The sequence below is a fragment of the Actinospica sp. genome, assembly GCF_035552695.1.
Lineage (GTDB): Bacteria > Actinomycetota > Actinomycetes > Streptomycetales > Catenulisporaceae > Actinospica.
In genome coordinates, this window is the sequence record NZ_DASZKT010000094.1 from 1 (window position 1) to 26,294 (window position 26,294).

General features: G+C 70.0%; 23 protein-coding genes and 2 tRNA genes. 4 read left to right on the forward strand and 21 right to left on the reverse strand.

The annotated features are described in order from the left end of the window. Window positions 1–302 precede the first annotated feature (302 nt). The 8 genes from VG296_RS12190 to VG296_RS12225 form a co-directional block, all read right to left on the reverse strand. Window positions 303–376 (reverse strand) — tRNA-Ala (locus tag VG296_RS12190). A gap of 94 nt (window positions 377–470) precedes the next feature. Beyond that, window positions 471–1,490 (reverse strand): hypothetical protein, encoded by a 1,020-nt coding sequence (locus VG296_RS12195; RefSeq protein ID WP_325565781.1) that lies wholly within the window; start codon window positions 1,488–1,490, stop codon window positions 471–473. Between the two features lie 136 nt (window positions 1,491–1,626). Then, complete coding sequence (locus VG296_RS12200) at window positions 1,627–2,280, reverse strand: GNAT family protein (RefSeq protein WP_325565782.1); 654 nt, start codon at window positions 2,278–2,280, stop codon at window positions 1,627–1,629. 2 nt (window positions 2,281–2,282) lie between these two features. After that, window positions 2,283–2,777, reverse strand: a complete 495-nt coding sequence (locus VG296_RS12205) for a MogA/MoaB family molybdenum cofactor biosynthesis protein (RefSeq protein WP_325565783.1) — start codon at window positions 2,775–2,777, stop codon at window positions 2,283–2,285. Next, a complete protein-coding gene (gene moaC / locus VG296_RS12210) occupies window positions 2,774–3,199 on the reverse strand; it encodes a cyclic pyranopterin monophosphate synthase MoaC (protein WP_349259535.1) in 426 nt (141 codons plus the stop codon). Before moaC ends, VG296_RS12205 begins: the two co-directional genes overlap by 4 nt. A gap of 47 nt (window positions 3,200–3,246) precedes the next feature. Next, window positions 3,247–4,491: a gephyrin-like molybdotransferase Glp gene (gene glp, locus VG296_RS12215; RefSeq protein WP_325565785.1), complete on the reverse strand. Its 1,245-nt coding sequence runs from the start codon at window positions 4,489–4,491 to the stop codon at window positions 3,247–3,249. A 103-nt stretch (window positions 4,492–4,594) separates the two neighbouring features. After that, the gene (gene galU / locus VG296_RS12220) at window positions 4,595–5,491 is read right to left on the reverse strand and encodes a UTP--glucose-1-phosphate uridylyltransferase GalU (RefSeq protein ID WP_325565786.1); all 897 of its coding nucleotides are present in this window, start codon (window positions 5,489–5,491) and stop codon (window positions 4,595–4,597) included. Between the two features lie 63 nt (window positions 5,492–5,554). After that, the gene (locus VG296_RS12225) at window positions 5,555–6,250 is read right to left on the reverse strand and encodes a GGDEF domain-containing protein (RefSeq protein WP_325565787.1); all 696 of its coding nucleotides are present in this window, start codon (window positions 6,248–6,250) and stop codon (window positions 5,555–5,557) included. A gap of 112 nt (window positions 6,251–6,362) precedes the next feature. Between VG296_RS12225 and VG296_RS12230 the strand changes: the two genes are divergently transcribed. Beyond that, window positions 6,363–6,980: a 5-formyltetrahydrofolate cyclo-ligase gene (locus tag VG296_RS12230; protein WP_325565788.1), complete on the forward strand. Its 618-nt coding sequence runs from the start codon at window positions 6,363–6,365 to the stop codon at window positions 6,978–6,980. A gap of 73 nt (window positions 6,981–7,053) precedes the next feature. On the opposite strand, the gene VG296_RS12235 is transcribed toward VG296_RS12230, so the two are convergent. Next, window positions 7,054–9,474: a penicillin acylase family protein gene (locus VG296_RS12235; RefSeq protein WP_325565789.1), complete on the reverse strand. Its 2,421-nt coding sequence runs from the start codon at window positions 9,472–9,474 to the stop codon at window positions 7,054–7,056. A 224-nt stretch (window positions 9,475–9,698) separates the two neighbouring features. Here VG296_RS12235 and VG296_RS12240 point away from each other — a divergent pair, with 224 nt between their 5' ends. Continuing rightward, entirely contained in the window at window positions 9,699–11,564 is a 1,866-nt protein-coding gene (locus VG296_RS12240) for an ATP-binding SpoIIE family protein phosphatase (protein WP_325565790.1), read from the forward strand. A 13-nt stretch (window positions 11,565–11,577) separates the two neighbouring features. Here VG296_RS12240 and VG296_RS12245 read toward each other — a convergent pair whose 3' ends face one another. From VG296_RS12245 to VG296_RS12260, 4 genes are all read right to left on the reverse strand, one after another. After that, entirely contained in the window at window positions 11,578–11,967 is a 390-nt protein-coding gene (locus VG296_RS12245; RefSeq protein ID WP_349259536.1) for an FmdB family zinc ribbon protein, read from the reverse strand. A 611-nt stretch (window positions 11,968–12,578) separates the two neighbouring features. Then, the gene (locus tag VG296_RS12250) at window positions 12,579–12,776 is read right to left on the reverse strand and encodes a hypothetical protein (protein ID WP_325565792.1); all 198 of its coding nucleotides are present in this window, start codon (window positions 12,774–12,776) and stop codon (window positions 12,579–12,581) included. After that, window positions 12,773–14,569 (reverse strand): ABC transporter ATP-binding protein, encoded by a 1,797-nt coding sequence (locus VG296_RS12255; RefSeq protein ID WP_325565793.1) that lies wholly within the window; start codon window positions 14,567–14,569, stop codon window positions 12,773–12,775. The genes VG296_RS12250 and VG296_RS12255 overlap by 4 nt, the downstream gene beginning before the upstream one ends. Before the next feature lie 468 nt (window positions 14,570–15,037). Continuing rightward, window positions 15,038–16,918, reverse strand: coding sequence for an ABC transporter ATP-binding protein (locus VG296_RS12260; RefSeq protein ID WP_325565794.1), 1,881 nt, complete (start codon window positions 16,916–16,918; stop codon window positions 15,038–15,040). Between the two features lie 109 nt (window positions 16,919–17,027). Here VG296_RS12260 and VG296_RS12265 point away from each other — a divergent pair. Further along, a tRNA-Arg gene (locus tag VG296_RS12265) sits at window positions 17,028–17,100 on the forward strand. A 408-nt stretch (window positions 17,101–17,508) separates the two neighbouring features. Next, window positions 17,509–18,201 carry an SDR family NAD(P)-dependent oxidoreductase gene (locus tag VG296_RS12270; RefSeq protein WP_325565795.1) on the forward strand — a complete coding sequence of 231 codons (693 nt, stop codon included), beginning with the start codon at window positions 17,509–17,511 and terminating at the stop codon, window positions 18,199–18,201. 64 nt (window positions 18,202–18,265) lie between these two features. Here VG296_RS12270 and VG296_RS12275 read toward each other — a convergent pair whose 3' ends face one another. From VG296_RS12275 to VG296_RS12310, 8 genes are all read right to left on the reverse strand, one after another. Further along, on the reverse strand, window positions 18,266–19,471 hold the full coding sequence (locus VG296_RS12275) for an alpha/beta hydrolase (RefSeq protein ID WP_325565796.1): 1,206 nt from the start codon (window positions 19,469–19,471) through the stop codon (window positions 18,266–18,268). Window positions 19,472–19,583: 112 nt separating this feature from the next. Continuing rightward, window positions 19,584–20,621 carry a hypothetical protein gene (locus tag VG296_RS12280; protein ID WP_325565797.1) on the reverse strand — a complete coding sequence of 346 codons (1,038 nt, stop codon included), beginning with the start codon at window positions 20,619–20,621 and terminating at the stop codon, window positions 19,584–19,586. A gap of 208 nt (window positions 20,622–20,829) precedes the next feature. Further along, on the reverse strand, window positions 20,830–21,636 hold the full coding sequence (locus VG296_RS12285; protein ID WP_349259537.1) for an ABC transporter ATP-binding protein: 807 nt from the start codon (window positions 21,634–21,636) through the stop codon (window positions 20,830–20,832). A 100-nt stretch (window positions 21,637–21,736) separates the two neighbouring features. Next, window positions 21,737–22,717: an ABC transporter permease gene (locus VG296_RS12290; protein ID WP_325565799.1), complete on the reverse strand. Its 981-nt coding sequence runs from the start codon at window positions 22,715–22,717 to the stop codon at window positions 21,737–21,739. A 27-nt stretch (window positions 22,718–22,744) separates the two neighbouring features. Next, window positions 22,745–23,629: a hypothetical protein gene (locus VG296_RS12295; protein ID WP_325565800.1), complete on the reverse strand. Its 885-nt coding sequence runs from the start codon at window positions 23,627–23,629 to the stop codon at window positions 22,745–22,747. Between the two features lie 27 nt (window positions 23,630–23,656). Further along, entirely contained in the window at window positions 23,657–24,424 is a 768-nt protein-coding gene (locus tag VG296_RS12300) for a CDP-alcohol phosphatidyltransferase family protein (protein WP_325565801.1), read from the reverse strand. Then, the gene (locus VG296_RS12305; protein WP_325565802.1) at window positions 24,402–25,472 is read right to left on the reverse strand and encodes an iron-containing alcohol dehydrogenase family protein; all 1,071 of its coding nucleotides are present in this window, start codon (window positions 25,470–25,472) and stop codon (window positions 24,402–24,404) included. The genes VG296_RS12300 and VG296_RS12305 overlap by 23 nt, the downstream gene beginning before the upstream one ends. After that, window positions 25,472–26,224, reverse strand: coding sequence for a phosphocholine cytidylyltransferase family protein (locus tag VG296_RS12310; RefSeq protein WP_325565803.1), 753 nt, complete (start codon window positions 26,222–26,224; stop codon window positions 25,472–25,474). The genes VG296_RS12305 and VG296_RS12310 overlap by 1 nt, the downstream gene beginning before the upstream one ends. Window positions 26,225–26,294: the final 70 nt, after the last annotated feature.

The window sequence follows — 26,294 nt, forward strand, 5'->3', positions numbered from 1 at the left end:
CTCGGACGGTTGGGGTGTGCGGGTCATCCTAAGGTCGCTTCTGCGTTCTAGTGAATGCGCCACCAAGCCTTGGGAAAGATCGTTCCGCTCGAGTTCCATGCGGTCCGGACCCTCTTCAAAACGGGGTGAACGATGGTGCGCCTCCGAAGCTCTAGCGCCAAGCACGGTGTGACGTCAATCACGCACCTGCGCGCACCGATCCGCACCGCGCCGAAATGGGACTTGCCCACATCTCGCCCACCTGTATGATGAGGGGCCCTAGCCGAAAGATCGGCTAGGGCCTCTGACCTGCTGTTCCGTTGTGGACCTGAGGGGATTTGAACCCCTGACCCCCTCGATGCGAACGAGGTGCGCTACCGGGCTGCGCCACAGGCCCATCTTGCCTCGCGACCGCTGATGACAGCGGCTGCGACGTGGATGAGGTTATCACAGCGGCGGCGCACGGCTGAAACCGATTGTTCGGCGGCGGCTCAGCCGTTGGCGGCGCGGGGGAGGTCACCCTGGTCGGGGCTGCCGGGGGTGGTACGGCGCTCGGCGCGGGAGCGGGCGGCGGCGACGCGACGGCGGGCTACGGCGTTGCGGCGGGCCAACTCCTCCCGCTCGAGGCGCTCGGCCTCCTCGAGCTGGCGCTGCTGCTCCAGCTCGCGGCGCTCCGCCTCGTGGGCGGCCCGGACCGCGACGGCGTGGCGGCGGGCACGCTCGGCGGCGCGGGCGCGCTCGTCCTTGCGGCACCAGGCGATGTAGGTGGTGAGCGCGGCGGCCGGGAGCAGCATCGCCCACACGTAGCCGAGCCCGAGGTCGGCCGAGACGATCGCGCCGAGGCTGGTCAGCGCGAACAGGAAGCCGACCACCTTGCGACGCCGGGCGCGCAGGCCGGAACGCGGGCCGACGCCACCGGACGCGGACGCGGAGGACTGCGACGGCGAAGGCGCGGACGATGAGAGGGGGGCCGGGGTCCAGACGCTCGAGGAAGACTCCTGCGCCGAGCCCGAGTTCCCGGAAACTGTGTTCCCCCGGGCCGAGTTTCCCGAGACCGACTTCCCGGAGCCCGGGTTACCGGACACCGAGCCCGACTTCGCCGAGCCCGACTTCCCCGAGATCGGCGCGGAGCCCGGCTTGCGCTTCGCCGGCGCCTCCGACCTGGAACCGCTCGCGGCCACCTTGGCGGTCACCCGGCGCGCGGAGGGCGCACTCGCGACCGTGCGCTCCCGCTCCTTCTGCTTGATCCGGTCCAGCGTGCGCTGCCCGGCGGTCGGGGCGGGTCCGCTCTGGCCGGCGGCCAACGGCAGCTCGCGCGCCTGCTCCTGCTCGTCGGCCGCGCCGTACCGACGTTCGAACGAGTCCTTGTGCGACAGCACCTTGATGGCGGTGGTGTACCGCTGCGTCTGCCGCGCCTTGTTCAGCTCGTCCTCGCGGCGCAGCCACATGGGCACGAGGTATACGGCCCAGGCACCGACGATGAAGGCGTAGATAAGCCCGCTGCTGCTCATAACACAACCGTAGAGTGGTACGACCTCCTACGGCGACAGATTTCGGCGTGTCGGGGTAAGAAAATTCGAGTGATCTGATAACCCGGATTAGGGCCCATCTTCTTTTACCCCGTCAGATCCGGTACTACTCCTCATCTCACCCGATCGGGGAAGCCTGCGCCGCGCGCCACCTCGCCAGCATCCCCTCGGGGACTTCTTCCTGGGTCACGGCGTACGAATAGTGATCCCGCCACCCGCCGTCGATGTGCAGATAACGCTCTCGCAGACCTTCCTCGCGCAGGCCCAACTTCTGCGCGACACGCCGACTCGGGGCGTTTTCCGGGCGGATGTTCACCTCGACGCGGTGCAGCCCGACAGTTTGAAAGCAGTAGTCGATGGCCAGGGCGAGCCCCGTCGGAGTCACGTTGCGGCCCGCGACACGCTCGTCCACCCAGTAACCGATGTTGGCGCTGCACAGGCTGCCCCACGTGATGCCCGCGATATTCATCTGCCCGACCATGCGGGCACGCTCGTTGCCCGGGTGGCGCTCGTCGGCCGACTCGTCGTACCAGACGTTGAACGGCAGCATGCGACCCTGGGTGGCCTCGCGCCGACCCCGGCGCACCAACTGACGGTAACTCAGCCGCCGGAAGAAGGGCGTGTTCGGCGGCACGCTCGCCTCCCACCGGGAGAGCCACGCCTGGTTCCGGGTCTGCAGCTCGCGCCAGGCCTCCGCGTCGCGCAACCGAGGCGGCCGCAGGCTCACCGGCCCCTCGGCCAGCACCCGCGGATAGCCCTGCACCCCGGTCACCGTCAGTCGCCTCCGCGCACATGGTCGCCGCCGGCAAGCTGGTCCAGTGCGTGTCCGAGCAGCGGGAGGAGCACGGCGAGTCCGTCCTTCACCCCGCCGGACGAGCCGGGCAAGTTGACAATCAGAGTACTACCGGCGACTCCGCTGGTTCCGCGAGACAACGCGGCGGTGGCGATCTTCCGCACGCCCTGCGCGCGGATGGCTTCGGCGATGCCCGGAATCTCGTAGTCGAGCACGGCCCGAGTCGCCTCCGGGGTGCGGTCGGTCGGGTTGATCCCGGTGCCGCCGGTGGTGACGACGAGCGCGCAGCCCGCCTTGACGGCCTCGCGCAGCGCCTGCTCGACGGGGTCGCCGTCCGGCACGACGGCCACCTCGACGTCAAGGCCCTGAGCCTTCAGCGCCTGCTCGATCAGCGGACCCGTGGTGTCCTCGTAGACCCCGCTCGAGGCACGGTTGGACGCCACGACGACCCGGGCGCTGCAGTTGATCGCGTTCATCGGTGCCAGTCCCCGCTCGTTCCGCCGGTCTTCGACTCCACCATGATCTCCCCGAGCACCGCCGCCGGGTCAACGGCCTTGACCATGTCGATCAACGCGAGGCCGGCGACCGCGACCGCCGTCAGCGCCTCCATCTCCACGCCGGTGCGGTCGGCCGTCTTGACCCGCGCGCGGATCGCCACCGCCGAGTCCTCGACCTCGAGGTCCACCCTCACTCCGGCGATCCCGATCGGGTGGCACAGCGGAATGAGCTCGCTGGTCCGTTTCGCCCCCTGGATCCCGGCGATCCGCGCCACCGCCAACGCGTCGCCCTTGGGCAGCCCGCCGCCGCGCAGCAACTCGACCACCCGGGCGTTCACCGCCACCCGGCCGCTGGCCACCGCCTCGCGCGCGGTGATCGGCTTCTCCGCGACGTCCACCATCCTGGCCGCGCCGCTCGCGTCCAGGTGAGTGAACTGCTCCGACTTGGTCACGCGGTCTCCAATCTCAGGATCTCGACCGGCTCGCCGACCTCCACCCGCGTGACGTTCTCCGGTACGACAATGAGGCAGTCCGCGTGAGCGAGTCCGCCCATCAGGTGAGAGCCGGAGCCCGAGGCGAGGGTCACTCGGATGACGCTGTTCTCCCTGCCTTCCGGGCTCTTCACCAGTTTGCCGCGCAGGAACTGGCGCCGCCCCTCAGGGGAACCGAAGGCCTCCGCGGCCAAGGCCTTCTCCGGCTCTTCATCCAGTTGGCTGAGTCCCTGCAGCGCTCGCAGCGCCGGCTTGACGAAAACCTCGAAGGAGATGAAGGCGGACACCGGATTGCCGGGAAGCGTGAAGATCGGCGTCTCGTCCGGGCCGATCACGCCGTAGCCTTGCGGCATCCCGGGCTGCATCGCGACCTTCGTGAACTCGACTGTGCCGAGTCGGCCCAGCGTCTCCTTGACCACCTCGTACGCGCCCATGCTCACCCCGCCGCTGGTGATCACGAGGTCGGCGCGGATCAGCTGGTCCTCGATGGTGTCCAGCAGCACCTTGCCCTCGTCCGGGACCATGCCGACGCGATAGACCTCGGCACCGGCCTCCTTGGCGGCGGTCGCCAGAGTGAAGCTGTTGGAGTCGTGGATCTGGCCCGGGGCCGGCTCCGTACCCGGCTCGACCAGTTCGGCGCCGGTGGAGATGACCACGACGCGCGGGGTGGGCCGGACCGAGACCAGGTCGCGGCCGATCGCGGCGAGCAGGCCGATCTGACGGGCCCCCAGATGCGTGCCCGCGGTGAGCACCACCTCCCCGGCGCGCACGTCCTCGCCCTTCGAGCGGACGTGCATGCCCTGGCTCGGCGCCCGGTTGATCCGCACGCTGCCGTCCCCGGTGGCGCCCGCGTCCGTCCACTCCACCGGCACGATCGCGTCCGCGCCGGGCGGCACCGGCGCGCCGGTCATGATCCGGGCGCAGGTGCCGGGCGCGAGCTCGATCTCGCTGGGCGGGCAGCCCGCCGGGAGTTCCTGCTCGACGGCCAGGATCGCCGGCGTGTCCTCGTCGGCGCCGAGCACGTCGACCAGGCGAACCGCGTAGCCGTCCATCGCGGAGTTGTCGAAGGCGGGCAGGTCCCGGGTCGCCTCGACGTCCTCGGCCAGGTAGTGCCCGTGCGCGTCGAGCAGGTGCTGCTCGAAGGGCGGCAGGGGCCTGAGCCGGGACAAGATGGCGGAAAGGTGCTCCTCGACACTCCTCATGCAGTCAGCGTAACCGCCCCGCGCCGAAGGCTTGCGAATTGTTCACGGTGCCGTCACCACCCGCGGCCTGCCCGAGCTGGGCCGCGGATGGCCGGGCACTGGATCAGTCCGTGAATCCCTTGGCGACGAACGCCTCGAGCCACTCGCGCAGCCCGGGGCCGAGGTCCTCGCGCTCGCAGGCGAGCCGGACGATCGTGCGCAGGTAGTCGGCGCGGTCGCCGGTGTCGTAGCGGCGGCCGGAGAAGAGCACGCCGTGCACCGGGCCGCCGATCCCCGGGTCGGCCGCCATGGTGCGCAGCGCGTCGGTGATCTGGATCTCGCCGCCGCGGCCGGGCGGAGTCTCGCGCAGCACGTCGAAGACCGCCGGGTCGAGCACGTAGCGGCCGATGACGGCCAGGCTCGAGGGGGCCACCGACTGGTCGGGCTTCTCCACCAGGTCGGTGATGCGCAGCAGGTCGGCCTCGCCGTCCACCGGCGTGACGGCGGCGCAGCCGTAGAGGTGGATCTGCTCCGGGTCCACCGCGATCAGCGCGACGACCGAGCCGCCGTGCTGCTCCTGCACCTCGATCATCCGGGTCAGCAGCGGATCGCGCGGATCGATCAGGTCGTCGCCGAGCAGCACCGCGAAGGCCTCGTTACCGACGTGCGGCGCCGCGCACAGGATGGCGTGGCCCAGGCCCTTCGGATCGCCCTGGCGCACGTAGTGCACGGTGGCGAGCTCGCTGGACGCGCGGACGGCCTCGAGCCGGGTGGTGTCCCCCTTGGCCGCGAGGGCGCCTTCGAGCTCGTAGGCGCGGTCGAAGTGGTCCTCGACCGGCCGCTTGTTGCGCCCGGTGATCATCAGCACGTCGTCGAGTCCGGCGTCGGCCGCCTCCTCCACGACGTACTGGATGGCCGGCTTGTCGATCACCGGCAGCATTTCCTTGGGCGTCGCCTTGGTGGCGGGCAGGAACCGCGTCCCGAGCCCGGCGGCGGGGATGACGGCTTTACGGATCGGCATGAGGGCACGATACCGGGTCGTCCGGTCACCTAGAGCGAGCCGTAGTTTGATAGCCGGTTAAAACTACCTCGCCCCGGCCAGCTCCCAGCCGTCGCCGCCGTTGGCCCGGGCCCCGGCGAGCGCCTTGTCCGCGGCACCGACGAGGCTCGCCGCGTGCTCGCCGGCCTCCGGGAAGCAGGCGATGCCCACCGACAGGGTCAGTTCGGCGGCCGCCTCCTCCTGGTGGGCGACCGTCTTGCGCACCGCGTAGCAGAGCCGCTCGGCCACGCCCACCGCGCCCTCGGCGGTGGCACCCGGCAGCAGCGCGACGAATTCGTCCCCGCCATAGCGCGCGAAGGTGTCGCCGGAGCGGATCTCCACGCTGAGGCGCTGGGCCAGGTCACGTAGGGTGCCGAAGGCCTTCTGGTGCCCGGCGGCCGCGGTGTAGTCCGCGAAGCCGTCCACCTCCAGCACCAGCAGCGCGAAGGGCCGCCGGTCCCGGGCCGCCCAGCCGAGTTCGCGGGCCAGCGCCTGCTGCAGGTAGCGGTAGTTCCACACGCCGGTGACCGGGTCGAGCGCGCTGAGCCGCTCGAGGTCCTCGCGGCCCTGCTCCAGGCCGCTGAGCTCGCGGCGCAGCCGGTCGATGTGGGCCTCGTTGTGCCGATCCCGGTCGCGCAGCAGGACGACGACCCGGGCCAGCACGACGGCCAGGCCGAGGCAGACCAGGCCGAGCCCGAGCAGGACCCAACCGCCGTCGGTGAACCACTGTGTAGAGGCCATGGCCGCGGTCGTGCCGTTCCCTTCTCACGCGCCCTATACGTCAGGCTAGGTCGTAGGAGAATGCCCCGTCCCCACAGCGCCGATGAAGGCCCAGCACCGTACAGGACCCAGAATGCCCGATCAGATCTACGAGAAAGCCACGGCACGATCACGTTTCGTAAACAATCGTCGAGCTCTCGGTAATCGGGAGCGCGCGCGGCAGGCGCGCGCCGCAACCCTTTTGCTGCTCGACGATTCGCGCCTGACCTCGGCGGATACGGTCGCCGCCTACTGGCCGCTCGGCACCGAGCCGGACGTCCGCCCGATGATCGCAGCACTCTTGGAGCGGGATGTGCGGGTTCTGCTTCCGGTATTACTGGCCGATCGCGACCTGGACTGGGCGCGGTACGACGGGGACCCGGATGCGCTGGGCGACGGCGGCGCGGGCACTCGGCGGCCGCCGGGCCTAACGCTCGGAGCGGACGCGGTGTTACGGGCACAAGTCATGGTCGTTCCGGCGCTCGCGGTGACGGCCGCGGGCGTGCGGCTCGGCCGCGGCGGCGGGAGCTACGACCGGGTGCTCGCGCGAATCGCCGCGGCCCGGGACGCCGGGCTGGCAACGCCGTGGACCTGCGCGTTCGTCTACGAGGACGAGCTCGGCACGCTGGAGCCGGCCGCCGTCGAGCCGCACGATCGGGCCGTGGACGCCGCGTGCGCCGCGGCACGGCTGGTGGAATTCTCCGGGCTGTGAGCTACCTCACTGCCTGACCTGCCTCGCTGCCTGACCTGTCTTGCTGCCCGACCCGTCTCGCTGCCGAGCTCCCTTACTGCCGCGGCGCCAGGTTGAGCCGCTGCTGCGTCGCCGCGCGAACCGCCGAGACGGAATACGCCCAGGTTTTCGTATCGCCGGCGGCCCAGAGCGGCGCCTGGTCGAGGTAGTCAGCGTCACCCACATGCCCCGACTCGCCGGTCTGCCCGATCCAGCGCGAGTCGTCGAGGTCGCCGAGGTCCACGACCATCCGCAGCGCCGGGGCCGCGCCGACCGCGAATCCGCTGGACGCCACGTTCCAGTCGGCGGTTGCCACGTCCGAACCGCCGCCCGGCACACCGATGCTGCCGCCGTCGAGCAGCCACTTGACCAGCGCCGGATGCGAGCCGACGCCGAGAGTCTGGTTCTCCGGGGTCAGCGTGTGCACGCGTCCCCAGGTCCACTTCGAGACGTCCTTGCCCATCAGCGACGTGAGATCGAGCCTGGCCTTCTGCAGCGCCTCGGCCAGCAGAGCGTCGCGTACCGGGACCTTGTTCGAGCTCGATGCGCCCCACCAGGTGCTGTTCGGCTGCTCAAGCAGGGCGTTGATGACGGCGTCCCAGCGCACTGAGCCGTTGAGCGCGAGCTGCGAGGCCGATTCGTCCTGCGGCAACTCTCTGTCGATCACGAGTTTCAGCAGCTCAGCCCACACCGCGTTGTAGTACGCCGCGGCGCTCGATCCGGCTGGCTCGGTGTAGTCCCAGCCCTTGAGCAGTGCGACGGCGGGCTGGGTGAAGTCGTCCACCCCCACCTTGAGCAGGTAGGGGACGAGAACCGCCGCCTCCGCGTCGTACGCGTCGCCCTGAATAGCCGCGAGCCCCGCGGCGCTCAGCTTCTGACCGACCGACGTGCCGCTTCGCAGGTCAGCGGCGGTACGCTCGGCGCGTACTCCCAGCACGTCGCCCGGCGCACCCGCGATGTAGCCGTCCGCCGGATCGAGTTCCCGGACTGGCGCGGCGTACGTTCCGTCAGCGGCAGTCGTGGTGGAAGCGGTAGCCCACGCGTACGTCGAGGTCCAGCCCGGGACGGGTGCCGTGCCGTCGTCACCCGACGCGCGCTCGGGCAGTGCGGCGGGGCCCTGGTAGCCGATGTTGCCCGCGTTGTCCGCGTAGACCATTCCCTCGTCCGGCGCAGTGAATTCGCCGGCCGCGGCGCTGAACTGGTTCCAGTTCGCGGCCTGGTCGAGGGCGAAGAGCGCGTCGGCCGTGGTGTTCGGCAGCAGCGACGTCGACTCAACGGATAGCCCGGACGCACCACTCGTATGACCGACGCGGCGGAAGTCGGACGAGACGTCGGAGAGCAGCGGGCCGTGCCCGGTGGCGCGCACCGTGATCGTGACCGGCGATCCGTCCGCCACCTGGATCGTTTCCTGACGCTGTGTCAGCGGGTAATCGTGCCCGTCATACGAATAGTCCGAACCATCTACCTTCTCCAGGTAGAGCTCGGAGTCCTGCGCGGCCCGGCCGTTCCAGCTCCAGGCGATCGAGCGATCGTGCCCGATCAGCACGCCGGGGATCCCGGGCTCGGTGTATCCGGCGACGTCGAAGGGGCAAGTCGTGGTCACGCTCGTGCAGTGCAGCCCGATCTGGTACCAGGCGGAGGGCAGCGCGGGTGGCGCGACCGGCGCCGAGGCCAGCAGCGGCGAGCCGGTGGACGTGAGCTTGCCGGAGACGGCCCACGCGGCGAAACCCGAGTCCGCGCCCTGCGCCGGGTAGAGCTGAGCGATCTGCGCCTGCGTCAACGTGTCGCTGAGCAGCGCGCGGGAGACCTCCTGGTCGATTCCGCCATCCTGGTTCCAGGAGTTCGCTTGCAGCCAGCTGAGTGAATCGACGGGGGTCCACCGAGCGGGTGCATATCCCTTCGCGGAATGGGTGTCCGGAAGCCCGAGTACCGAGTACTCGAAGGAGAGGCCCGAGCCGCTCGGACGCGCCGCGAGATAGTCGTTCACACCCTGTGCATAAGCCTGGAGATAAGTCTTAGTTCGGGCCTGGAGTTTGTCGTACGACTGCGCCGCGAGAGTGCGCCAACCCAGCGTTCGGGCCAATTCGTCGTGCTCCAGATAGGACTGGCCGAGCACGGAGGCGAGAGTTCCCGCCGCGTAGTGCCGCGAGACGTCCATCTGCCAGAACCGGTCCTGCGCCTGTGTATAACCCTCGGCGAGGAACAGATCCGCCGAGGTCGAGGCGTAGATCTGCGGAATTCCGGACGAGTCCCGATCGACGGTCACCGAGCCGCTCAGACCCTCGATCCGCAGCGCCCCCGAGGTCTGCGGATACGAGGCGTGCAGCGCGCGATCAAGCCGCCACCAGGTGAAACCCGCCCCGGCCGCGAGCGCCAGGACGAGCAGCACGGCCACCGCGCCGAGCCCGCGCCAGAGCAGCCCGCGGGAACGGCGCGGCGCGGGCGAGGCGCCCGCAGGCTCCGGGGTCGTCGCCAAGATTCGCTCCTCACGGTGCGTCACTGTGGATCTGACAGACCGTCACCCTAAACCGTCCGGACGAATTGCCCCGACTTGTATGCTCACTCCAACACTCCCGCACGCTCCGGGGAATGCAGACGCTTTGCTGTTTTCGGCGCGCCGGAAGTGCCACACTGGATCAGCCGGACGGCGGGTCGCGCGCGGCGTCCGCTCCGTCCGGCGGTCGCTCGAAAGGTGGGCTGATGGCAGGTCAGGTGGTGGGCACCACGAACACTCCCGGTGCGGGCTCGGCCGGGGTCGCGGGATCACCGACCGTGCCCGGAAGACGACGCGCCGAGCGTGGCACGGAGCCCGGCTCGGTGCGGGCCACGCTGCTCTCCCGCGCCGGCAGGCTGCTCGGCACCTCGCTGGACACCGGCCGCACCCTGGCCGCGATCGCCGAACTTGTGGTGCCCTCGTTCGCCGACCAGTGCGTCGTGGACCTGCTCGAGGACACCGGGACGCTGCGCCGCGCCGTGAGCGTGCGGCTGGACCGGGAGCGGGCGCGCCGGGTGAGCATGCCGGGCCCGGCGGACCGTCGCGTGGTGTACCCGAACGAGCACCCCTGCGCCGTCGCGCTACGCACCGGCGCGCCCGTGTTGGCCGAGTTCGACCAGCCGCGTCCGGCCGAGGCGCAGCAGTCCGGGCGCAGCACGCACAGCCTGATGTACGACGCCGCGATGGTGATCGCCGTGCCGCTGCTCGGCCCGCGCGGGATCAAGGGCGTGCTCGCGGTCGGCGCTGACGGGATCAACCGGAAGTTCAGCGCGGCCGACGTGGAACTGGTGGAGGAGGTCGCGGCGCGCGCCGGATTCGCGCTGGAGAACGCGTCCCTCTACGAGTCGATGCGCTCGCTGGCCCTGGCCCTGCAGCACTCGCTGCTGCCCGCCCACCTGCCGACGATCGACGGCGTCGAGGTGCAAGTCGGTTACAACGCGGGCGACGAGTCGGACGTCGGCGGCGACCTCTACGACGTGATGGAGCTCTCGGCCGGGCGTGTCGGCATCGTCATCGGCGACGTCCAGGGCCGCGGCGCGCACGCGGCGGCGGTGATGGGCCAGCTCCGGGCGGCGCTGCGGGCGTACGCGGTCCTCGACGAGGAGCCGGCGCAGGTCCTGCAGCACCTCGACAGCCTCGTCCAGGGCCTCAACGAGGCGTTGCTCGTCACCGTCGTCTACGCGGTCTTCGACCCGTTCACCAGGGAATGCGTGCTGGCCAACGCGGGCCATCCGCCACCCCTGCTGGCCGGCGCGCACGGCTGCCATCCGATGGAGGTGCCGCCTGACGTGCCGCTGGGCGTGGGCGGCTTCAGTTTCAACGACCACACGTTCACGGTCGCACCCGGCGACACGATCTTCCTCTACACGGACGGGGTCGTCGAGCAGCGCGGACGCTCGGTGGACGAGGGCGTCCGCGACCTGTGCGAGGCGCTGGAGGAGGTGCTCGACGGCAACGGCCCCGGCGGCACGGACGCGACGCCCGCCGCGCTGTGCCGCGCGGCCCTGCGGTCCAGCACGAGCATCGGCCCGGCGGACGACGACCGCGCCGTGCTCGCGATGCGCACCGGTGTGGGCCCGCTGCCGCTGTGGCGGCTGAGCCTGCCCGCCACCCCGTCCTCCCCGTCGGCCGCGCGCGCCGCGATCCGGCCCGTGCTGGAGCAGTGGGGCATGCAGGCGCAGGCGGACACCGTGGAGCTGTTGCTCTCCGAACTGGTCACGAACGCGGTCCGGCACGCCGCGGGACCGGCGCCGGCCCCGCGATTCGACCCGGACGCGGTCGAGGACCTGGACCTGGAGTCGCTTGAACTGGCGCTGCTGGACAACGTCCCGATGCCGACCGGCGGCGAGGGCGGTTACGGCCCGGAGCCGCGGCAGGTCGAGGTCGTCGCGCGGCGGGGCAGCGGCTCGCTGTGGATCGAGGTCTACGACCAGGATGTGCGCATGCCGCGCGTGCGCACCGCCGCGGCGACCGACGAGGGCGGCCGCGGCCTGTTCCTGGTGGATCAGCTCTCGAAGCGCTGGGGCGCCCGGGACACCCGGACCGGCAAGGCGGTCTGGTTCCAGGTCTGAGTCGATCCGCGGGCTAGGCGGCCGCGGACGACGCGCTCGAAGTCGAGGACGACGAGGATCCGGCTGACGAGGAACTGGTCGAAGAGGAGCCGGTCGAGCCCGACGAGCCGCTCGACGAGGAGCTGTCGGACTTTGCCGAGGACCCGCCGTCCGACTTGCTCTCCGACGACTTGCCCTCGGACTTGCCCTCCGACTTGGCGGCGGGCGCGCTGGAGCTGGACGAGCCGCTGCGGCTGTCCGTGCGGTAGAAGCCCGAGCCCTTGAACACGATGCCGACCGCGGAGTAGACCTTGCGCAGCTTGCCCTCGCAGGCCGGGCAGACGGTCAGCGCGTCGTCGGTGAACTTCTGAACCACTTCGAGCGCCTCGCCGCACTCGGTGCACTGGTACTGGTACGTCGGCACGGTCACGCTCCCGATTGGCACTCTGATACGTCGAGTGCCAATTGTGCGATATCCTCGCCCACCCTGTCCACTCCGCGCTCACAGAACACGTTCTGACCTACTCACAGAACACGTTCTGACCAAACGGTTCAACCACTCCGGAAAAACATGCGCAGTCCAGAATGTTCATGCATACTGGATCTCGGAGAGTCGCACCGAGACGTACTCCGAGAGAGGAGCGAACCATGTTCGAGGCATACCCCGTGGAGTTGAGACCGGTTCTGACCAGGCACCGGCTGCGCCGAAGGCGTCACCGCAGCGCGGCATCCCTGCTGACCGGAGCCGCCCTGGCCCTCGGCATCACGGCGACTCGCCCGGCCCCCGCCGGCGCCGCCGTCCTCAGACACGCCGCCCCGCACGATTCGCGCGCTGCCCCCGCCCTGCGGCCGACCCCGCGCCCGACCGCGCCGATGCACGCGACTTAGCCGCCGAGCAGCCGAATCGCTCAGCAGATCGAGGAGTTCCGCCCGTCCCGCACAACGCCGTACACGCATCAGCCGCTCACCGATCAACACCGGCAAGCGACTTGAGCAGGTCTGCCTGTTCTTGTTGTTCTCGTTGTTCTCGCTGGTCTAGTCGCCGTGGTGCGGGGGGCGCTCCTCGAGGAAGCGCTCGATATCCGGGTCGCTGCCGGCGGGGTTGTCCGACCAGGTGCGCTCGCCCCAGCCCAAGTCGGTGTCGTCCCGCGTCTGCTCGAACCCCGAAGCCGCGACCAGGGTGCGCTCGTCGCGACCCCAGTCCTCGTCGTACTCGTCATCCTGGTAACTCATAGCGCTTCCGATGGTAGCCAATCCGTCTGTCCATCCGGCAAAGTCTGGTCGGACGCGCCGTGCCAGCTGTCCCACAAGCGGGCGTACGCCCCTCCCGCCGCGATCAAATCCGCATGCGAGCCGAGTTCGGCGATCCGGCCGTCCTCGACGACCGCCACCCGGTCCGCATCGTGTGCCGTGTGCAGCCGGTGCGCGATCGAGATCACGGTGCGGCCCTCGAGCACCGCGGACAGCGAGCGCTCCAGGTGGCGGGCGGCGCGCGGGTCGAGCAGGGCCGTCGCCTCGTCGAGGACGAGGATGTTCGGGTCGGCCAGCACGAGCCGGGCGAGAGCGAGTTGCTGGGCCTGCGGGGCGCTGAGCTCCAGCGCTCCGGAACCGAGCCGCGTGTCGAGGCCGTCGCCGAGCCCTGCGATCCAGGCGTCGGCGTCGACGGCGGCGAATGCGGCGTGGATCTCCTCGTCCGAGGCGTCGGGCCGGGCCAGCGTGACGTTCTCGCGCAGCGTGCCGACGAACACGTGGTGCTCCTGCGTGACGAGCGCGACCTGGCCGCGCAGCTCGTCGAGCGGCAACTCGACGAGCGAGGCGCCGCCGACGCTCACCCGGCCGCGGCCCGGCGCACCGATGCCGGCGAGCAGCCGTCCGAGCGTGGACTTGCCCGCGCCGGACGGGCCGACCATGGCCAGCCGTTCGCCCGGACGCACCGTCAGGTCGATGTCGCGCAGCACCTCGCGGCCCGGCACGTACGAGAAGCCGACCGCGCGCGCCTCGAGCCGGGGGTCCGCGTCGTCCGGCCGCACGCCCTCGGCGGCAACGCGGTCCGCCGGAATCTGCGTGACGCCGAGCAGCCGGGAGAGCGAGGCCGAACCGGTCTGGATCGTGTCGAGCCAGTCGGCCAACGTGCCGATCGGCGCGACGAGTTGCTGCACGTATAGCGTCGCCGCGGTGACCTGCGCGATGCTGACCCAACCGCGGGTGTAACCGATACCGCCGAGCAGCAGCATCAGCCCGGCCGGTGCCAACTGGCAGACGTCGACGATCGGCCAGAAGATGTTGCGCAGCCGCAGCGTGTACCTCTCCGTCCGGTACGAGGCCGCGATGTCCCGATCGGTCTGCGCGATGTGCTGCCCGCCGAGCTGCAATGCCTCGACCGCCCGCGCGCCCTCAACGGCGGCCGCGAGGTTCTCGATCATGGTCGAGTAACTGGCGTTCGTGGCCAAGTAGCCCTCGCGTGCACGATTCAGGTACCAGCGCGCCACGAACAGGATCGGCGGCAGCGTGATGAGCGTGACCGCCGCCAGCAACGGCGAGACCACCACGAGCGCGACCAGGGTGAGCAAGGACGACGTAACCGCGGCGAGCACCGCCGGAATACCCTGCTGCGCCGCGATCCGCAGCGCACCCACGTCGCGCGAGGCCCGGTTGATCAGGTCGCCGCTCCCCGCCTGCTCCACCGTCGAGAGCGGCAGATCCAGCACACTGTCGACGAAGTTCTCGCGCAACTCCGCGAGCACCGTCTCGCCGAAGTTCTTCCCCGCCATATACGCATAGCGGCTGAGCGCGCCCTGCACGCAGATGGCGAGGACGAGCAGCCCGGCCAGCACATCGATGTGTCCTGACGTAGTCCCACCCTGCACGGCCTGCACAATCTCGCCGAGCAGCCGCGGCCCGAAGAGCCCCGCGATCGTCGCCAGCGACGCCAGCGCCACAACTCCCACGAGCTCCCGCCGATACCGCTTCCCGATGTCCGCCGCGTACCCACGAACCGCCGCCCGATCCGCAATCGGCAACGTCACCGCACTCACCTCCAAACCACCTCCTCTCCCTCACGCCCCGTCATGACCGCACCACCACCCCACAAGGCCTCCGCCCGCCAGTCCAACCCCCTCCACCAATAACGCCCTACAAGACGCCCGCGCCCGGTCATAACCACCGCTCGCCCAAGCCCGCCGCCCGCCACGAAGATCCCCTCCATCGACAACGCCCGGTGAGGCGTCCGCACGCGGTCATGACTGCCGCTCGCTCAAGCCCGCCGGCCGCCACCACGTCGACGCTCCCCGCAGACAACGCCCGGCGAGGCAACCGCGCCCCGTCGCCTCCGCACCGCTCCGTCGATCTCGCCACCCGCCACGTCGCCCGCCCTCCGCCAACAACACCCCGCAAGCCGCCCGCGCACCGTCATGACCTCACCACTCGCCCAAGCCCGCCACCCGCCACGTCGCCCGCCCTCCGCCAACAACGCCCTGCGAGCCGTCCACGCACCGTCATGACTGCACCACTCGCTCAAGCTCGCCATCCGCGGCGTCCAGCGCTTCGCCCACCGTGGCCCGCGACTCGTCCTGCGGCTGATCCTTCGAGGCGTCATGCGCACTGTCCCGCGACTCCTCATCCTCCTCATCCTTCTCATCCTTCGAAGCGTCCTGCGACTCGTCCTCGCCGCGCGTCACCAGCAGCCGGTACCCGGGCTGGCTGGCGAGCAGTTCCGCATGCCTTCCCGTCGCCACCACGCGGCTGCCCTCTACATATGCGACGACGTCCGCGTGATCCAGTACCAACGGGCTCGTCGTGAACAGCACAGTCCCTCGCAGCCCGTCCCGTCCCGCTCGATAGGCGCCGATGCGCTCGGCAATGCGCGCTTCCGTATGCGCATCCACCGCGCTTGTCGCCTCGACGGCGATCAGGAACTCCGGATCCGCGATCAAGGCTCTGGCGAGACGCAGCCTCTGCAGCTGCCCGCCGGAGAAGTTCCGGCCCTTCTCCTCGACCAGGGCGCTCAGGCCGTCTTCGAGCGCTTCGACGACGTCCTCGGCCGATGCCGCGTTCAGTGCCGCCATCACTGCCTCGTCCGGCGGATTCTTCGTACCGGACAGGCTTGAGTGCACCGTGCCCGCGAAGACGCGATCTCCGTTGCCCGCTGCCAGAATCCGCTCACGCACCACGCTCACCGGCAGACAGTTCAGCGGCACGTCTCCGAGCGTCGCGGCTCCGTCGTCCGTGTAACGGGCCAGGCGGTTGGCCAGCCGTTCGGCGTCCTCCGGTTCGGCGCAGGCAACCGCGAGCAACTCTCCTGGAGTAATCGTCAGACCGGAAGCGGCGTCGGCCAGCGGCACGCCGTTTGGTGGCGGGGCAACCGGGGACTCCGGCTCCTCGATCGGTGGGCTGATACGCAGCAGTCTGATGACGTGTTCCGCCGCGACGTGGCCGCGGGTCACCGAGCTCGCCGCCTCACCGAAAAACGAAAGCGGCATGACCAGGAACGCGGCATAGCCGTAGAAGGCCACCAGTTGGCCGACCGTGATCTCGCCGTGCAGCGCGAAGTGCGCCGCAAGCCACGTCACCAGCCCGGTGAGCAGCCCCGGCAGCAGCACTTCCTGCGCAGCGAACAGCGACTCGATCCGCCCGACCTGTATGCCGAGGCCGCGCAGGCGCTGAGATCCGGAGGCGTAGCGCGCGGAGAACGCCTCCTCGCCGCCAATCCCCCGCAGAATCCTGATGCCCTGCGCGATGTCCACCGTCTGATCGGAAAGCGCTCCCTGCAGTTCGCGGTACGTGTCCTGCCGCCTATGCAGCGGACGCAGCAACAGCACCGTGCACGCCATCATCAGCGGCACACCGACCAGCACCACCAAGCCGAGCGGAACGGACGTGGTCAGCATGATGACCGCGACCACGACCGTCGCCACGAGCCCACCACAGAGCCGCGCGAGGATGTCGAAGCTGCCCCCTACCGCCTCGACATCCGTCGTCCCGATCGCCAACACGTCCCCACTCGCGATCAGCCGTGGCAGGTCCGCCCCAACCTTCACCGCGTGCCGCGACGTTACCTGGATCGTGACGTATGCGGCCGAAAGCCAGTTCGTCATCGCGCTCCGGTGCCGCATCGCACCCGCCACCGCCGCGAACACCGACAGCCCCAGCACCACGCCCGTCCACGTCACGAGCCCTGTCGTCGACCGCTCCAGCAACCCCTGGTCGATCGCCCGCCCGATCATCGCCGGCATCACCGCGAGCGCCAGCATCCACGCCACGCCCCAACTCATCGCGAGCACCTGCGAGCGCCACTGCTCCCGCCACACCCACATCAGGTACCGCGCGGCCGACCGGCTGTCCGGCACTCCTGGTTCCCGTGCTGGCAGTTGGCGCATGCTACGGACAGTACGTCGCCCCCACCGCGCCCCGCACCTGGATTTCCGCCCGCCCGGCAATCTTGTTTCTGGCCCAAGACCACCAACCTGTAAGCTGTCCCGGTATCCCGCCCTTGTAGCTCAGGGGATAGAGCAACCGCCTCCTAAGCGGTAGGTCGCGCGTTCGAATCGCGCCAAGGGCACTTGAAGCGGGGCCCGGATTCCTATCCCATCATCGCTTTTCTTGCAGGTCAGCGCCCTAAAGAGATGTCAGGATGCCGATACCTGTCCAGCGGCCTTCGCCCCAGACCAACCATGCGGCGCGGCTTCCCGTGGGCTGTATGCACGGCGATGGTGACGGTGTCGGACGGCCGCTGAGTTGAGTGTCGGCGGAGCGCGGCAGCGCGGCGACTCGACTCCTGCCTGGGTGGCGGCTGGGCTGAGGACGCACGCGTTTATGTATCAGGTCCGGGATTTCGTGCCCGATCGCCTGGCGAAGTGCTCGACCGAGCCGGTGGTCCGGCAGATGGTGGACGTGTTGGAACGCTGCGGCCGGGCACCGGCACGATCCCGGCGGTGATCCGCGGACCGGGCAGACCGAGGTGCGCGAGTTGGATCTCGCGAGCCTGGACTCCGTCCGCCGCTTCGCCCGGGACTGGGACGGTGAGATCAGCCTGCTGATCTGCAATGCCGGAGTCGTGATGCCGCCGTCGCTCACCCGGACCGGTGACGGCTTCGAGGCGCAGTTCGGCGTCAATCACCTCGGCCACTTCGCGCTGACCAATCTGCTGCTCGAGCACGTGACCGGCCGGGTCGTGGCGGTGTCCGCCAACGCCCACCGGTTCGGCAAGATCGACTTCGACGATCTGAACTGGGAGCGCAGGCCCTACTGCGCCTCGGCCGCCTACGCGCAGTCCAAGCTCGCCAACCTCCTGTTCGTCGCCGAACTTCAGCGCCGGCTGGCCGCGGCGGGCTCGAACGTGCTGGCTGTCGCCGCTCACCCCGGCGCGGCGGCCACCGACGCGATCACGAAGTCGGGCGGGTCCGAGGGCCTGCTGATCCGCACCTTCATGCGCCTGTTCGCACAGACACCGGCCGACACCGCCCTGGAGACGCTGTACGCCGCCTTCGCCGACGACGTCCCCGGCGGCGGCTTCGTCGGCCCAGGCGGCTTCATGCAGATGAGCAGCGCGCCGAAGCCCGTCAGGCCCGCGAAGGCCGCCCGCGATCCCGAACTGGCACGTCTGCTATGGGACGTCTCCGCGGAGATGACGCACGTGCAGCCCGCACTCACCCTTCGCTGAGAGACGGCCTCCCGCCCGATCAGCCCGTCGCGCTGTGACGGACATGCTGTGACGGAAATACCGTTCAGCTTCCGGGGTTGGGGAGCGCGGTCGGGGAACGCAGGGTGTTGGTGAGCCATTGCAGGGCGGGGGGTATCTCGGCGTTCCAGGTGGTGAAGTTGTGGCCGCCCTCGTTGCGGATGAGGGTGGAGGTGTGGGTGGGAGTGCCGGCGGTCAACTGCTGGAAGCGGGTGACGGCGGCGTAGTCGCTCTCGCCGGAGCGGCTGCTGGTGAGCAGGACTGAGACGGGGGGCTTGGGGAGGTGCTCGATGCGCCACATGACGTTGTTCAGGTCCCTGAACTGCGGCGTGGCGTAGAGGTCACCGGTCGTGATGTCCTGGGGGGCGTCGTAGCCCCCTGATAGGGAGGCCGCGACGGAGAACTTGTCGGAGTTCATCAGGGTGACCTTGAGGGCGCAGTCGCCGCCGGTCGAGTCGCCGATGACGCCCCAGCCCCCGGCCGCGGAGGTGACCCGGTACTGGTCCTCGATGGCGCGGGGGATGTCCTGGGCCCAGAACGTGTTCACCTGGGGGCCGCCGGGGACGTTGGTGCACTCGGTGTCGACGCCGCCCACGCTGCTTGGGGACGGCTGGGTCATCACGAGCACGACCGGCTTGTCCTGGCGACTGTTGATGCCGGTCAGCAGGCGGTACGGGTACTTGAGCCGGTCTTCGAGGCCGGTGATGTCGCCGGGGTAGCCGGTCGAGACGATGGCTGCGGGGAAGTCGTAGCCGCGGTATGCGCTCTGGAAGTACTGCGGGGGGAGGTAGACGACCGCGTGGGTACTGAGACCGGTGCTCGCGCCGAGGATGGTGACATCCTGGGTCTCGCCGGTGGCGGACGGGACGGTGCCGCTGGGGAGGCTCAGACCACTGATGGACTGAATCGTGAGGAGGGCGCGGTGCGGTTGGCCGGGGGCGCCGGGACCGTCCGGGGCGTCGGAGCCGGAGGCGGGGCCCAAGGGGTGGGCCTGGTTCTGGTCGACCGCCTGGGACGCGAAGCCGAGCAGGTCGTGCCAGGAGCTGTAGAAGCCGAAGTAGTCGTTGCAGAACGCGGCGAGCAGCAGGACCAGCACGAGCTGAGCGCCGCCGAGTACGCCGATCCGGCCGAGTACGTGCCGCCAGGTCTTGCCGGACAGCTTGCGCCACAGCAGTACCACGCCGGTGAGCGCCGCGAGCACGAGCAGCGCAAGCACGGCGAGCAGGCCGTTACCAGTGAGGGGGACGCTCACGCGACCACCCCCGCATTTACCCGGATCGACACACCGAAGCGCACGCCGGTGAGCGCGGCGAGCACGAGCAGCGCAAACACGGCGAGCAGCGTATTGCCGGTGAGGGGGAGGTTCATGCGACCACCCCCGCGTTCGCCCGGATCGACGCGCCGAGCCAGTCGAGTGCGCTGGTGAGGGTCAGTCCCGACTGCGTGGCCACCTGCAGTGTTCCCTCCGTCAGGCGCAGCTTGCTCGGGATGTCGGGGGCCGTCGGGTCGTAGAGCAGGCGGACGGCGGGGGTGGGCACGGCCGCGAGGTACTTGTCGATGCCGGGCCAACTGTCTTGCGGCAGAGCGCTCGTCCAGTTGCCGACGGCCGCGGCCAGGCCGTAGCTCGTCGAGTCCTGGACGGCGAGGTTGATCGCGGCACCGCCGGACTGGGCGACGCCCGCGACGCCCCAGTCGGCGGGGGACGTGTCGACCCGGTAGTGCGCGATCAGCGCGGCACGCAGGTCCTGGGACCAGAACAACTCACCCTGCGTTCCCGCCGGAACGTTCACACCGGGGATGACGGCCGGGGCGGTGACGACGGCGACGATCAGGTGATAGCCGGTGGCGATCTGCTGGAAGTTCGGGAGCGGGCCACTCGTCGAAAGGCCTGCCGAATGGCCCGTCAGGTCCACGATCTCGACCGGGAAATACCGGGTGGCGGAGGGCGGGGACGCGGACGACGGCGGGGACGGGGACGACGGCGGGGACGCGGACGGCGGCGGGGACGTTGGCGATGCATAGCCGGCCGGGGTGAACACGGCCACCTGGGCCGCTACGCCGCTGCGCACGCCCACCAACCGGCCATGGCCGTCCGAGGCGACGGTCAGCTGCTGGGTGTCGTGCGCGGCCGCGCCCGCCGCTCCGGCGTTGTTCAGGTTGTACTGCGCCGAGGAGTCGCCGAACAGCTGGGCCCAGGACGTGTAGAAGCCGCCGAGCGCGTTGATCGTGAACAGAAAGGTCGCCGCGAGACTCAGCTGCGTGCCGAGCAGCAGGCCGATCCGCCCGGCCAACGGCCGCGGGCCGCGTCCGGCGAGCCGGGGCCACAGCCACAGCGTCATGCCGGCCGACGCCAGCGTGACGCAGCCCAGCAGGAGCAAGAACCCCTTGCCCACGATATTCACGCCGCGCCCGCCTAGCTCTGTCCCAAGGTCTTCGAACAGAGACTAACGAGCGGGCGCCGCCAGACGTGCGATCTACGTAACAGATCCGTCTTAAATTAGACTTAACCGTGCAGCAATCTTGCGTTCACCGCAGTTCCGCGGTCACCACAGCGCCCGTGCTCACCGCGTTCAGGCACGCTCAGCCGCGCTCAACCGCGCTCAGCCGCGCTCAGCCCTGCTTGGACCAGGCCTCGTAGGCGTCGGCGACCTCGTCCACGTCGGCGTCCATCAGGATCCTGCCCGCCTCGATCCAGATCGCCCGGTCGCAGGTGTCCCGGATCGCGGCCATCGAGTGGCTGACCACGAACACGGTGCCCGCGCTGGCCCGCAGCTCGCGGATGCGCTGCTCGCTCTGCGCCTGGAACTTGGCGTCGCCGGTGGCCAGGGCCTCGTCGATCATCAGCACGTCCTGGTCGCGCGAGGCGGCGATCGCGAACCGGAGCCGCGCCGCCATGCCCGAGGAGTACGCCTTCATCGGCAGGCTCATCGCGTGCGGGTTGGTCTCCTGGATCCGGGAGAAGTCCACGATGCCCTGGTAGCGGTCGTTCGCCTCGACCCTGGACATGCCCATCGCGAGACAGCCCACGATGACGTTGCGCTCGCCGGTCAGGTCCGGCATCAGCGCGGCGTTGATGCCGAGCAGCGAGGGCTGGCCGTCCGTGTAGACGCCGCCGCCCTTCTCCGGCGGGAGCAGGCCCGCGATGGCCGCCAGCGTCGTGGACTTGCCGGAGCCGTTGCGGCCGATCAGGCCGATGCTCTCGCCGCGCCGGGCCACGAAGGAGATCCCGCGCACGGCGTGCACCTCGCGGATCGTGGGCGCCGCGCGGCGCGAGACGATGCGGGAGAGCGCGCCGGTGGCCGAGCCGCGGCCGGTACCCGCGCCGTGGATCCGGTAGATGATGTTGAGGTTGTCGACGATCACCGTCGGCTGGCTCGTCGCCGCCTCGGCGCGCCGCTTGGCCCGCTCCTCGATGATCTGCGCGCGCAGGCCGGCCAGCTCCTCCTCGGAGTAGCTGTGCTCGCCCTCCTTGCCCTGGATGGCGCGCAGCACCTGACTCGGCAGGACCTTCGGTGTGTCAGCCACGGCCGTACTGCTCCTCTGCCTTCCAGAAGTACACGAAGCCGCCCACGCCGAACGCGAGGGCCCAGAACAGCAGGAAGAGCCAGGCGTACGCGGGCTGGTGCAGCGCGTTGACCGCGGCGTGGAAGTCCGCCGCGTTCGGGTAGCTCGCGGCCACCGGCGCCTTGATCAGGCAGTTGCGCACGACGGTGATGAACAGCGCCGGCGGGTCGTAGTAGAGCATCAGCTTGACCACGTGCGGCACTCCGGCCTTGTCGGCGACCGAGGCGAGGCTGTACATCACGCCGCACAGGTACATCCAGGTGCGGCTGATGAACGGCAGCAGCTGCGCGGTGTCGGTGAGCACCGAGCCCATCCGCGCGACGATCATCGCCATGCCGGTGCAGAAGACGCTCAGCAGGACCAGCGCCGGGATCACCGCGAGCCAGGACAGCGTCGGCGTCTGCCCCGTGGCCAGCGCGACGATGACCACGATGACCATGGAGAAGCCGAGCTGCTGGAGCTGGATGAGCGTCGCGGAGATCGGCAGGCAGGCGCGCGGGAAGTGCAGCGCGCGGATCAGCACCAGCTGGTCGCTGATCGAGCGCGAGCCGTTGATCATCGAGGTCTGCAGGAAGTTGAACAGGAAGACGCCGACGACCAGGAAGAGCAGGAAGTCCGGCACGCCCTTGCTCTGGGTGAACAGGATGCCGAAGACGAAGTAGTACACCGCCACGTTCAGGATCGGCGTGAGCAGCTGCCAGAGCTGGCCGAGGCGCGCGTTGGAGTACAGCGAGCGGTTCTTGGCGGTGGCGTAGCCGGTGATGAAGTGCCGCCGCTGCCACAGTTGCGCGGCGTACTCGAACAGCGGCGGACGCTTGCCGCTCTGCTTCAGCCCGAACTTCGCCGCCAGCGCGACGCCGCCGAGCTCGGCGAATTCGGGATCGATCGCCGGAGGAGGCAACTCCTCCAACACGATGCCGCCGGTTTCACTCACTGCTTCGCCTTATGTCGTCGAGATCCATCAGATGACCGGGGGCCTTCCGAGCCTGGTCATCCGCCACACGGTACTCCAGCCCATCGGCTGGCGCGGTCCGCACGGGGTGCGCCAGCCGGCGGCGAAGCCCCGGAACCACACCCGGAGCGCCGCCGGGCTGCGCAGCCGCGCCACGGTGAGCACGGTCCACACGCCCAGGTAGACCGGGACCAGCGCCCCGGGGAGATTGCGGCGCGCGAGCCAGACCCGGTTGCGCGCCACGTTGAAGTTGTAGGTCGCGTGCCTGCTCGGCATGGTCTTCGGGTGCAGCAGGGTCACGTCCGCCCGATACTCGATGGTCCAGCCGGCGTCCAGCGCGCGCCAGGCCTGGTCGGTCTCCTCGTGGCAGTAGAACCAGTCGTCGGGCAGGCCGCCGACCTGGTCGATCACCGCGGAGCGGATCGCGCTCGCGCCGCCGAGGAACGTGGTGACCTGCGAGGAGTGGTTCGGATCGCCGACCCGCACCCGCGGCACGTGGCGCCGCTGCACCTCGTGGCTGACCGGGTCGCAGATCCGGAAGGAGACGATGCCAAGCCGCGGGTTCGCGGCGAACGCGGACCGGATGTGCTCGGCCGAGTCGGCGCCGTCCAGCCGGCCGTCGTCGTCGAGCACCAGGATCGCCTCGGGGCGCTGATCCTCGGGCAGGCCGAGCAGCACCTCGAAGCCGCGGTTGCGCCCGCCCGGGATGCCCTGGTTCTCCGGCAGGTCCAGGGTCCTGACACCGTCGAGCCCGGGCAGCCCGGAGGCCTTGATCCCGTTGCCGACGACGACCACGTCGATCGGGTCGCCCTGCTGTCCGGAAATGCTCCGCAGCAGGTCGACGAGCTCGGCGGGCCGATTTCCCATCGTCAGGATCACGGCGCCGAGACGCATGCTTTGAGATGTCACCGTGGCCACTTTCTAGGCCTTCAGCCGACTCGAGAGCACGATGGAGACGAAGTGCAGCACCACCATCACCGCGGCGATCACCGCGAGGATGACCAGCGCGGCCTTGGTGAACGGCTGGTGGTGCGCGAAGAGGTCCAGGATTCCGGCCAGCAGCACCAGCATCGAGGACTCGATGCCGACGATCAGCCGGTGGATCTTGAAGATCTGGGCCACGGAGCGCAGCCTGGCGGCCCCGGAGGCGCGCGGCACGACCGAGCCCTCGGTCGCGGCCGGCAGCCCGGCGCGGGTGCGCGCGACGTCGACCAGGTCGCTCTCCGACTTCACCAGGATCACGCACAGGGCCGTGGCCAGGCCGAGCACCGCCCACTTGTCCAGGTGCAGGCTGCTCGCCCGGAAGCCCAGGCCGACCAGGAACGCGGCCTCGGCGAAGTAGGCGCCGATCCGGTCGAGGTAGACCCCGACGATCGAGGTCTGCTGCCGCCAGCGCGCGAGTTCGCCGTCCACGCAGTCGAACAGCAGGTACAGCTGCACGAAGAACGCGCCGAGCACGGCCCCGCCGATGCCCGGGATCAGCAGCGCCGGGCCCGCCAGCACCCCGGCCACGATCATCAGGTAGGTGTATCCGTTGGGCGAGATCGGCGAGTTGACGAGGAGTCGGGTGGTGCGCAGCGAGATCCGCCGCATGTACAGCCGGCCGGCCCAGTGCTCGCCGTTGCGGCGCTGCATCTTCTCCGGCGGCTGAACGACGGTACGCAGCTCATCGAGCGTAGGTAGCGACATAACCCTTCACCGCGTCATCAATCTGCGAACGGGACAGGTCCAGATGCTCCAGGATTGTGAACCTGCCCGGCCTTGTCTGCGGCGCGTACGTTACCGCTTCGGCGAACTGATCGATACCAAGTCCTAGATCCCTAGGTGTCACCGGTAGTTCATGCCGGGTCAGCACCTCGGCCATCTGCGCAGCCAGGGCGTGATCGCCGCGCAGGTACGTCGCGAAAAGGGCGCCCACTCCGCATTGTTCGCCGTGCTGCGCGGCCTGCTTGGGAAACAGCTGGTCGATCGCGTGGTTGATCTCGTGGCAGGCGCCGGAGACCGGGCGGCTGGTTCCGGCCACGGCCATCGCCTGGCCGGAGAGCACGAGCGCGTTGGCCAGCACGGCCAGGAAGGTCTCGTCGGCGATCGTGCCCGGCTGGTGCAGCACGGCTTCGGCGGAGGTGCGCGCCATCGCCGCGGCCAGGCCGTCCACCGACTCGCCGGTCTCCCGGTGTGCGAGTTCCCAGTCGGCCAGCGCGCAGAGGTTCGACAGCGCCTCGCCGATGCCGGCGCGGACGAAGCGCGGCGGGGCCTGGCGGATGATGTCGAGGTCGATGACCACGCCGATCGGGTTCGGCACGCCGTACGAGCCGGTGCCCGCGTCGTTCTCCAGGGTGGCGACGGGCGAGCAGACGCCGTCGTGCGCCAGGTTGGTGGCGACCGCGACCAGCGGCATGCCGAGCCGGGCCGCGGCGTACTTCGCGGCGTCGATGACCTTGCCGCCGCCGATGGCCACGAGCGTGTCGTACGGGGCCTTGCCCGCGCGGACCCGGTCGGCGAGGTCGACCGCGGCGTCCAGGCTGGCCCTGCTGACGGTGAACCAGCCGACGTCCTCGGGCAGCTTGCAGGCGAGCTGTTCGCGCAACCGCGTGCCGGAACCCTCGCTGATCGCCACGGCCAGCCGGCCGGAGGCGGAGATGCGCTGGTCGGCCAGGATCGCCGGAAGCTCGGCGGCCACGCCGGGGCCGATGCGCACCGCGGCCGGGGCCTGGATCAGCCTACTGAGAACGGCCATCAGACGCTCGCGACGATGGACCGTGCTTTGGCGAGATCGTCGTGGTTGTCGATCTCCACCCAGGGCACGTCGCCGATCGGCGCGACGTCCACCCGGAGGCCGCGGTCGACGAGTTCCTGGTAGCCGTCCTCGTAGTACAGCTGCGGGTCGCGCTCGAAGGTGGCGCGCAGCGCGTCGGCCAGGTCCTCGGCGGCCTCGGGCTCGATCAGCGTGACGCCGATGTACTCGCCGGTCGCGTCCGCCGGGTCCATCAGCTTCGTGATGCGCCTGACCCCGGCCTCGGCGGACCAGACGACCTTCATCTCCTCGTCGGCGAGGGATTTCACGGTGTCCAGGGCGAGCACGACGCGCCCGTCGTAGCCGGGCTTCGCGCGCTCGGCGAGCAGGGTCCGCTCTACCGAAACCGGGTGCACGGTGTCGCCGTTGGCGAGGATCACGCCCTGCTTGAGCAGGTCGCGCGCGCACCAGAGCGAGTACGCGTTGTTCCATTCCTCGGCCTTGTCGTTGTGCACGAGGTGCAGTTCGAGGCCGTACTGCTTCTCGAACTGCGCCTTGCGCTCCCGCACGGCCTCGGCCCGGTAGCCGACCACGATCGCGGCCTCGGTCAGCCCGACCTCCGCGAAATTGGCCAGGGTCAGGTCGATGACGGTAAGGCCTCGCTCCTCGTCCACCGGCACCAGGGCCTTGGGCAGCGTGTCCGTGTACGGGCGCAGGCGGCGTCCCGCACCGGCGGCGAGGATGAGTCCGATCATGGCTGACAGCTTATCGGTGGATGACTTCCAACCACACTTCCACTGTCTACAAGGTGACTATTACACCGAG

Coding starts and splice junctions, on each gene's coding strand:
- VG296_RS12195 (WP_325565781.1), bottom strand. CDS start 1,490: ATGAGCAGCAGCGGGCTTATCTACGCCTTCATCGTCGGTGCCTGGGCC.
- VG296_RS12205 (WP_325565783.1), bottom strand. CDS start 2,777: ATGAACGCGATCAACTGCAGCGCCCGGGTCGTCGTGGCGTCCAACCGT.
- moaC (WP_349259535.1), bottom strand. CDS start 3,199: ATGGTGGACGTCGCGGAGAAGCCGATCACCGCGCGCGAGGCGGTGGCC.
- glp (WP_325565785.1), bottom strand. CDS start 4,491: ATGAGGAGTGTCGAGGAGCACCTTTCCGCCATCTTGTCCCGGCTCAGG.
- galU (WP_325565786.1), bottom strand. CDS start 5,491: ATGCCGATCCGTAAAGCCGTCATCCCCGCCGCCGGGCTCGGGACGCGG.
- VG296_RS12225 (WP_325565787.1), bottom strand. CDS start 6,250: ATGGCCTCTACACAGTGGTTCACCGACGGCGGTTGGGTCCTGCTCGGG.
- VG296_RS12230 (WP_325565788.1), top strand. CDS start 6,363: ATGCCCGATCAGATCTACGAGAAAGCCACGGCACGATCACGTTTCGTA.
- VG296_RS12240 (WP_325565790.1), top strand. CDS start 9,699: ATGGCAGGTCAGGTGGTGGGCACCACGAACACTCCCGGTGCGGGCTCG.
- VG296_RS12250 (WP_325565792.1), bottom strand. CDS start 12,776: ATGAGTTACCAGGATGACGAGTACGACGAGGACTGGGGTCGCGACGAG.
- VG296_RS12260 (WP_325565794.1), bottom strand. CDS start 16,918: ATGCGCCAACTGCCAGCACGGGAACCAGGAGTGCCGGACAGCCGGTCG.
- VG296_RS12295 (WP_325565800.1), bottom strand. CDS start 23,629: ATGCGTCTCGGCGCCGTGATCCTGACGATGGGAAATCGGCCCGCCGAG.
- VG296_RS12300 (WP_325565801.1), bottom strand. CDS start 24,424: ATGTCGCTACCTACGCTCGATGAGCTGCGTACCGTCGTTCAGCCGCCG.
- VG296_RS12305 (WP_325565802.1), bottom strand. CDS start 25,472: ATGGCCGTTCTCAGTAGGCTGATCCAGGCCCCGGCCGCGGTGCGCATC.
- VG296_RS12310 (WP_325565803.1), bottom strand. CDS start 26,224: ATGATCGGACTCATCCTCGCCGCCGGTGCGGGACGCCGCCTGCGCCCG.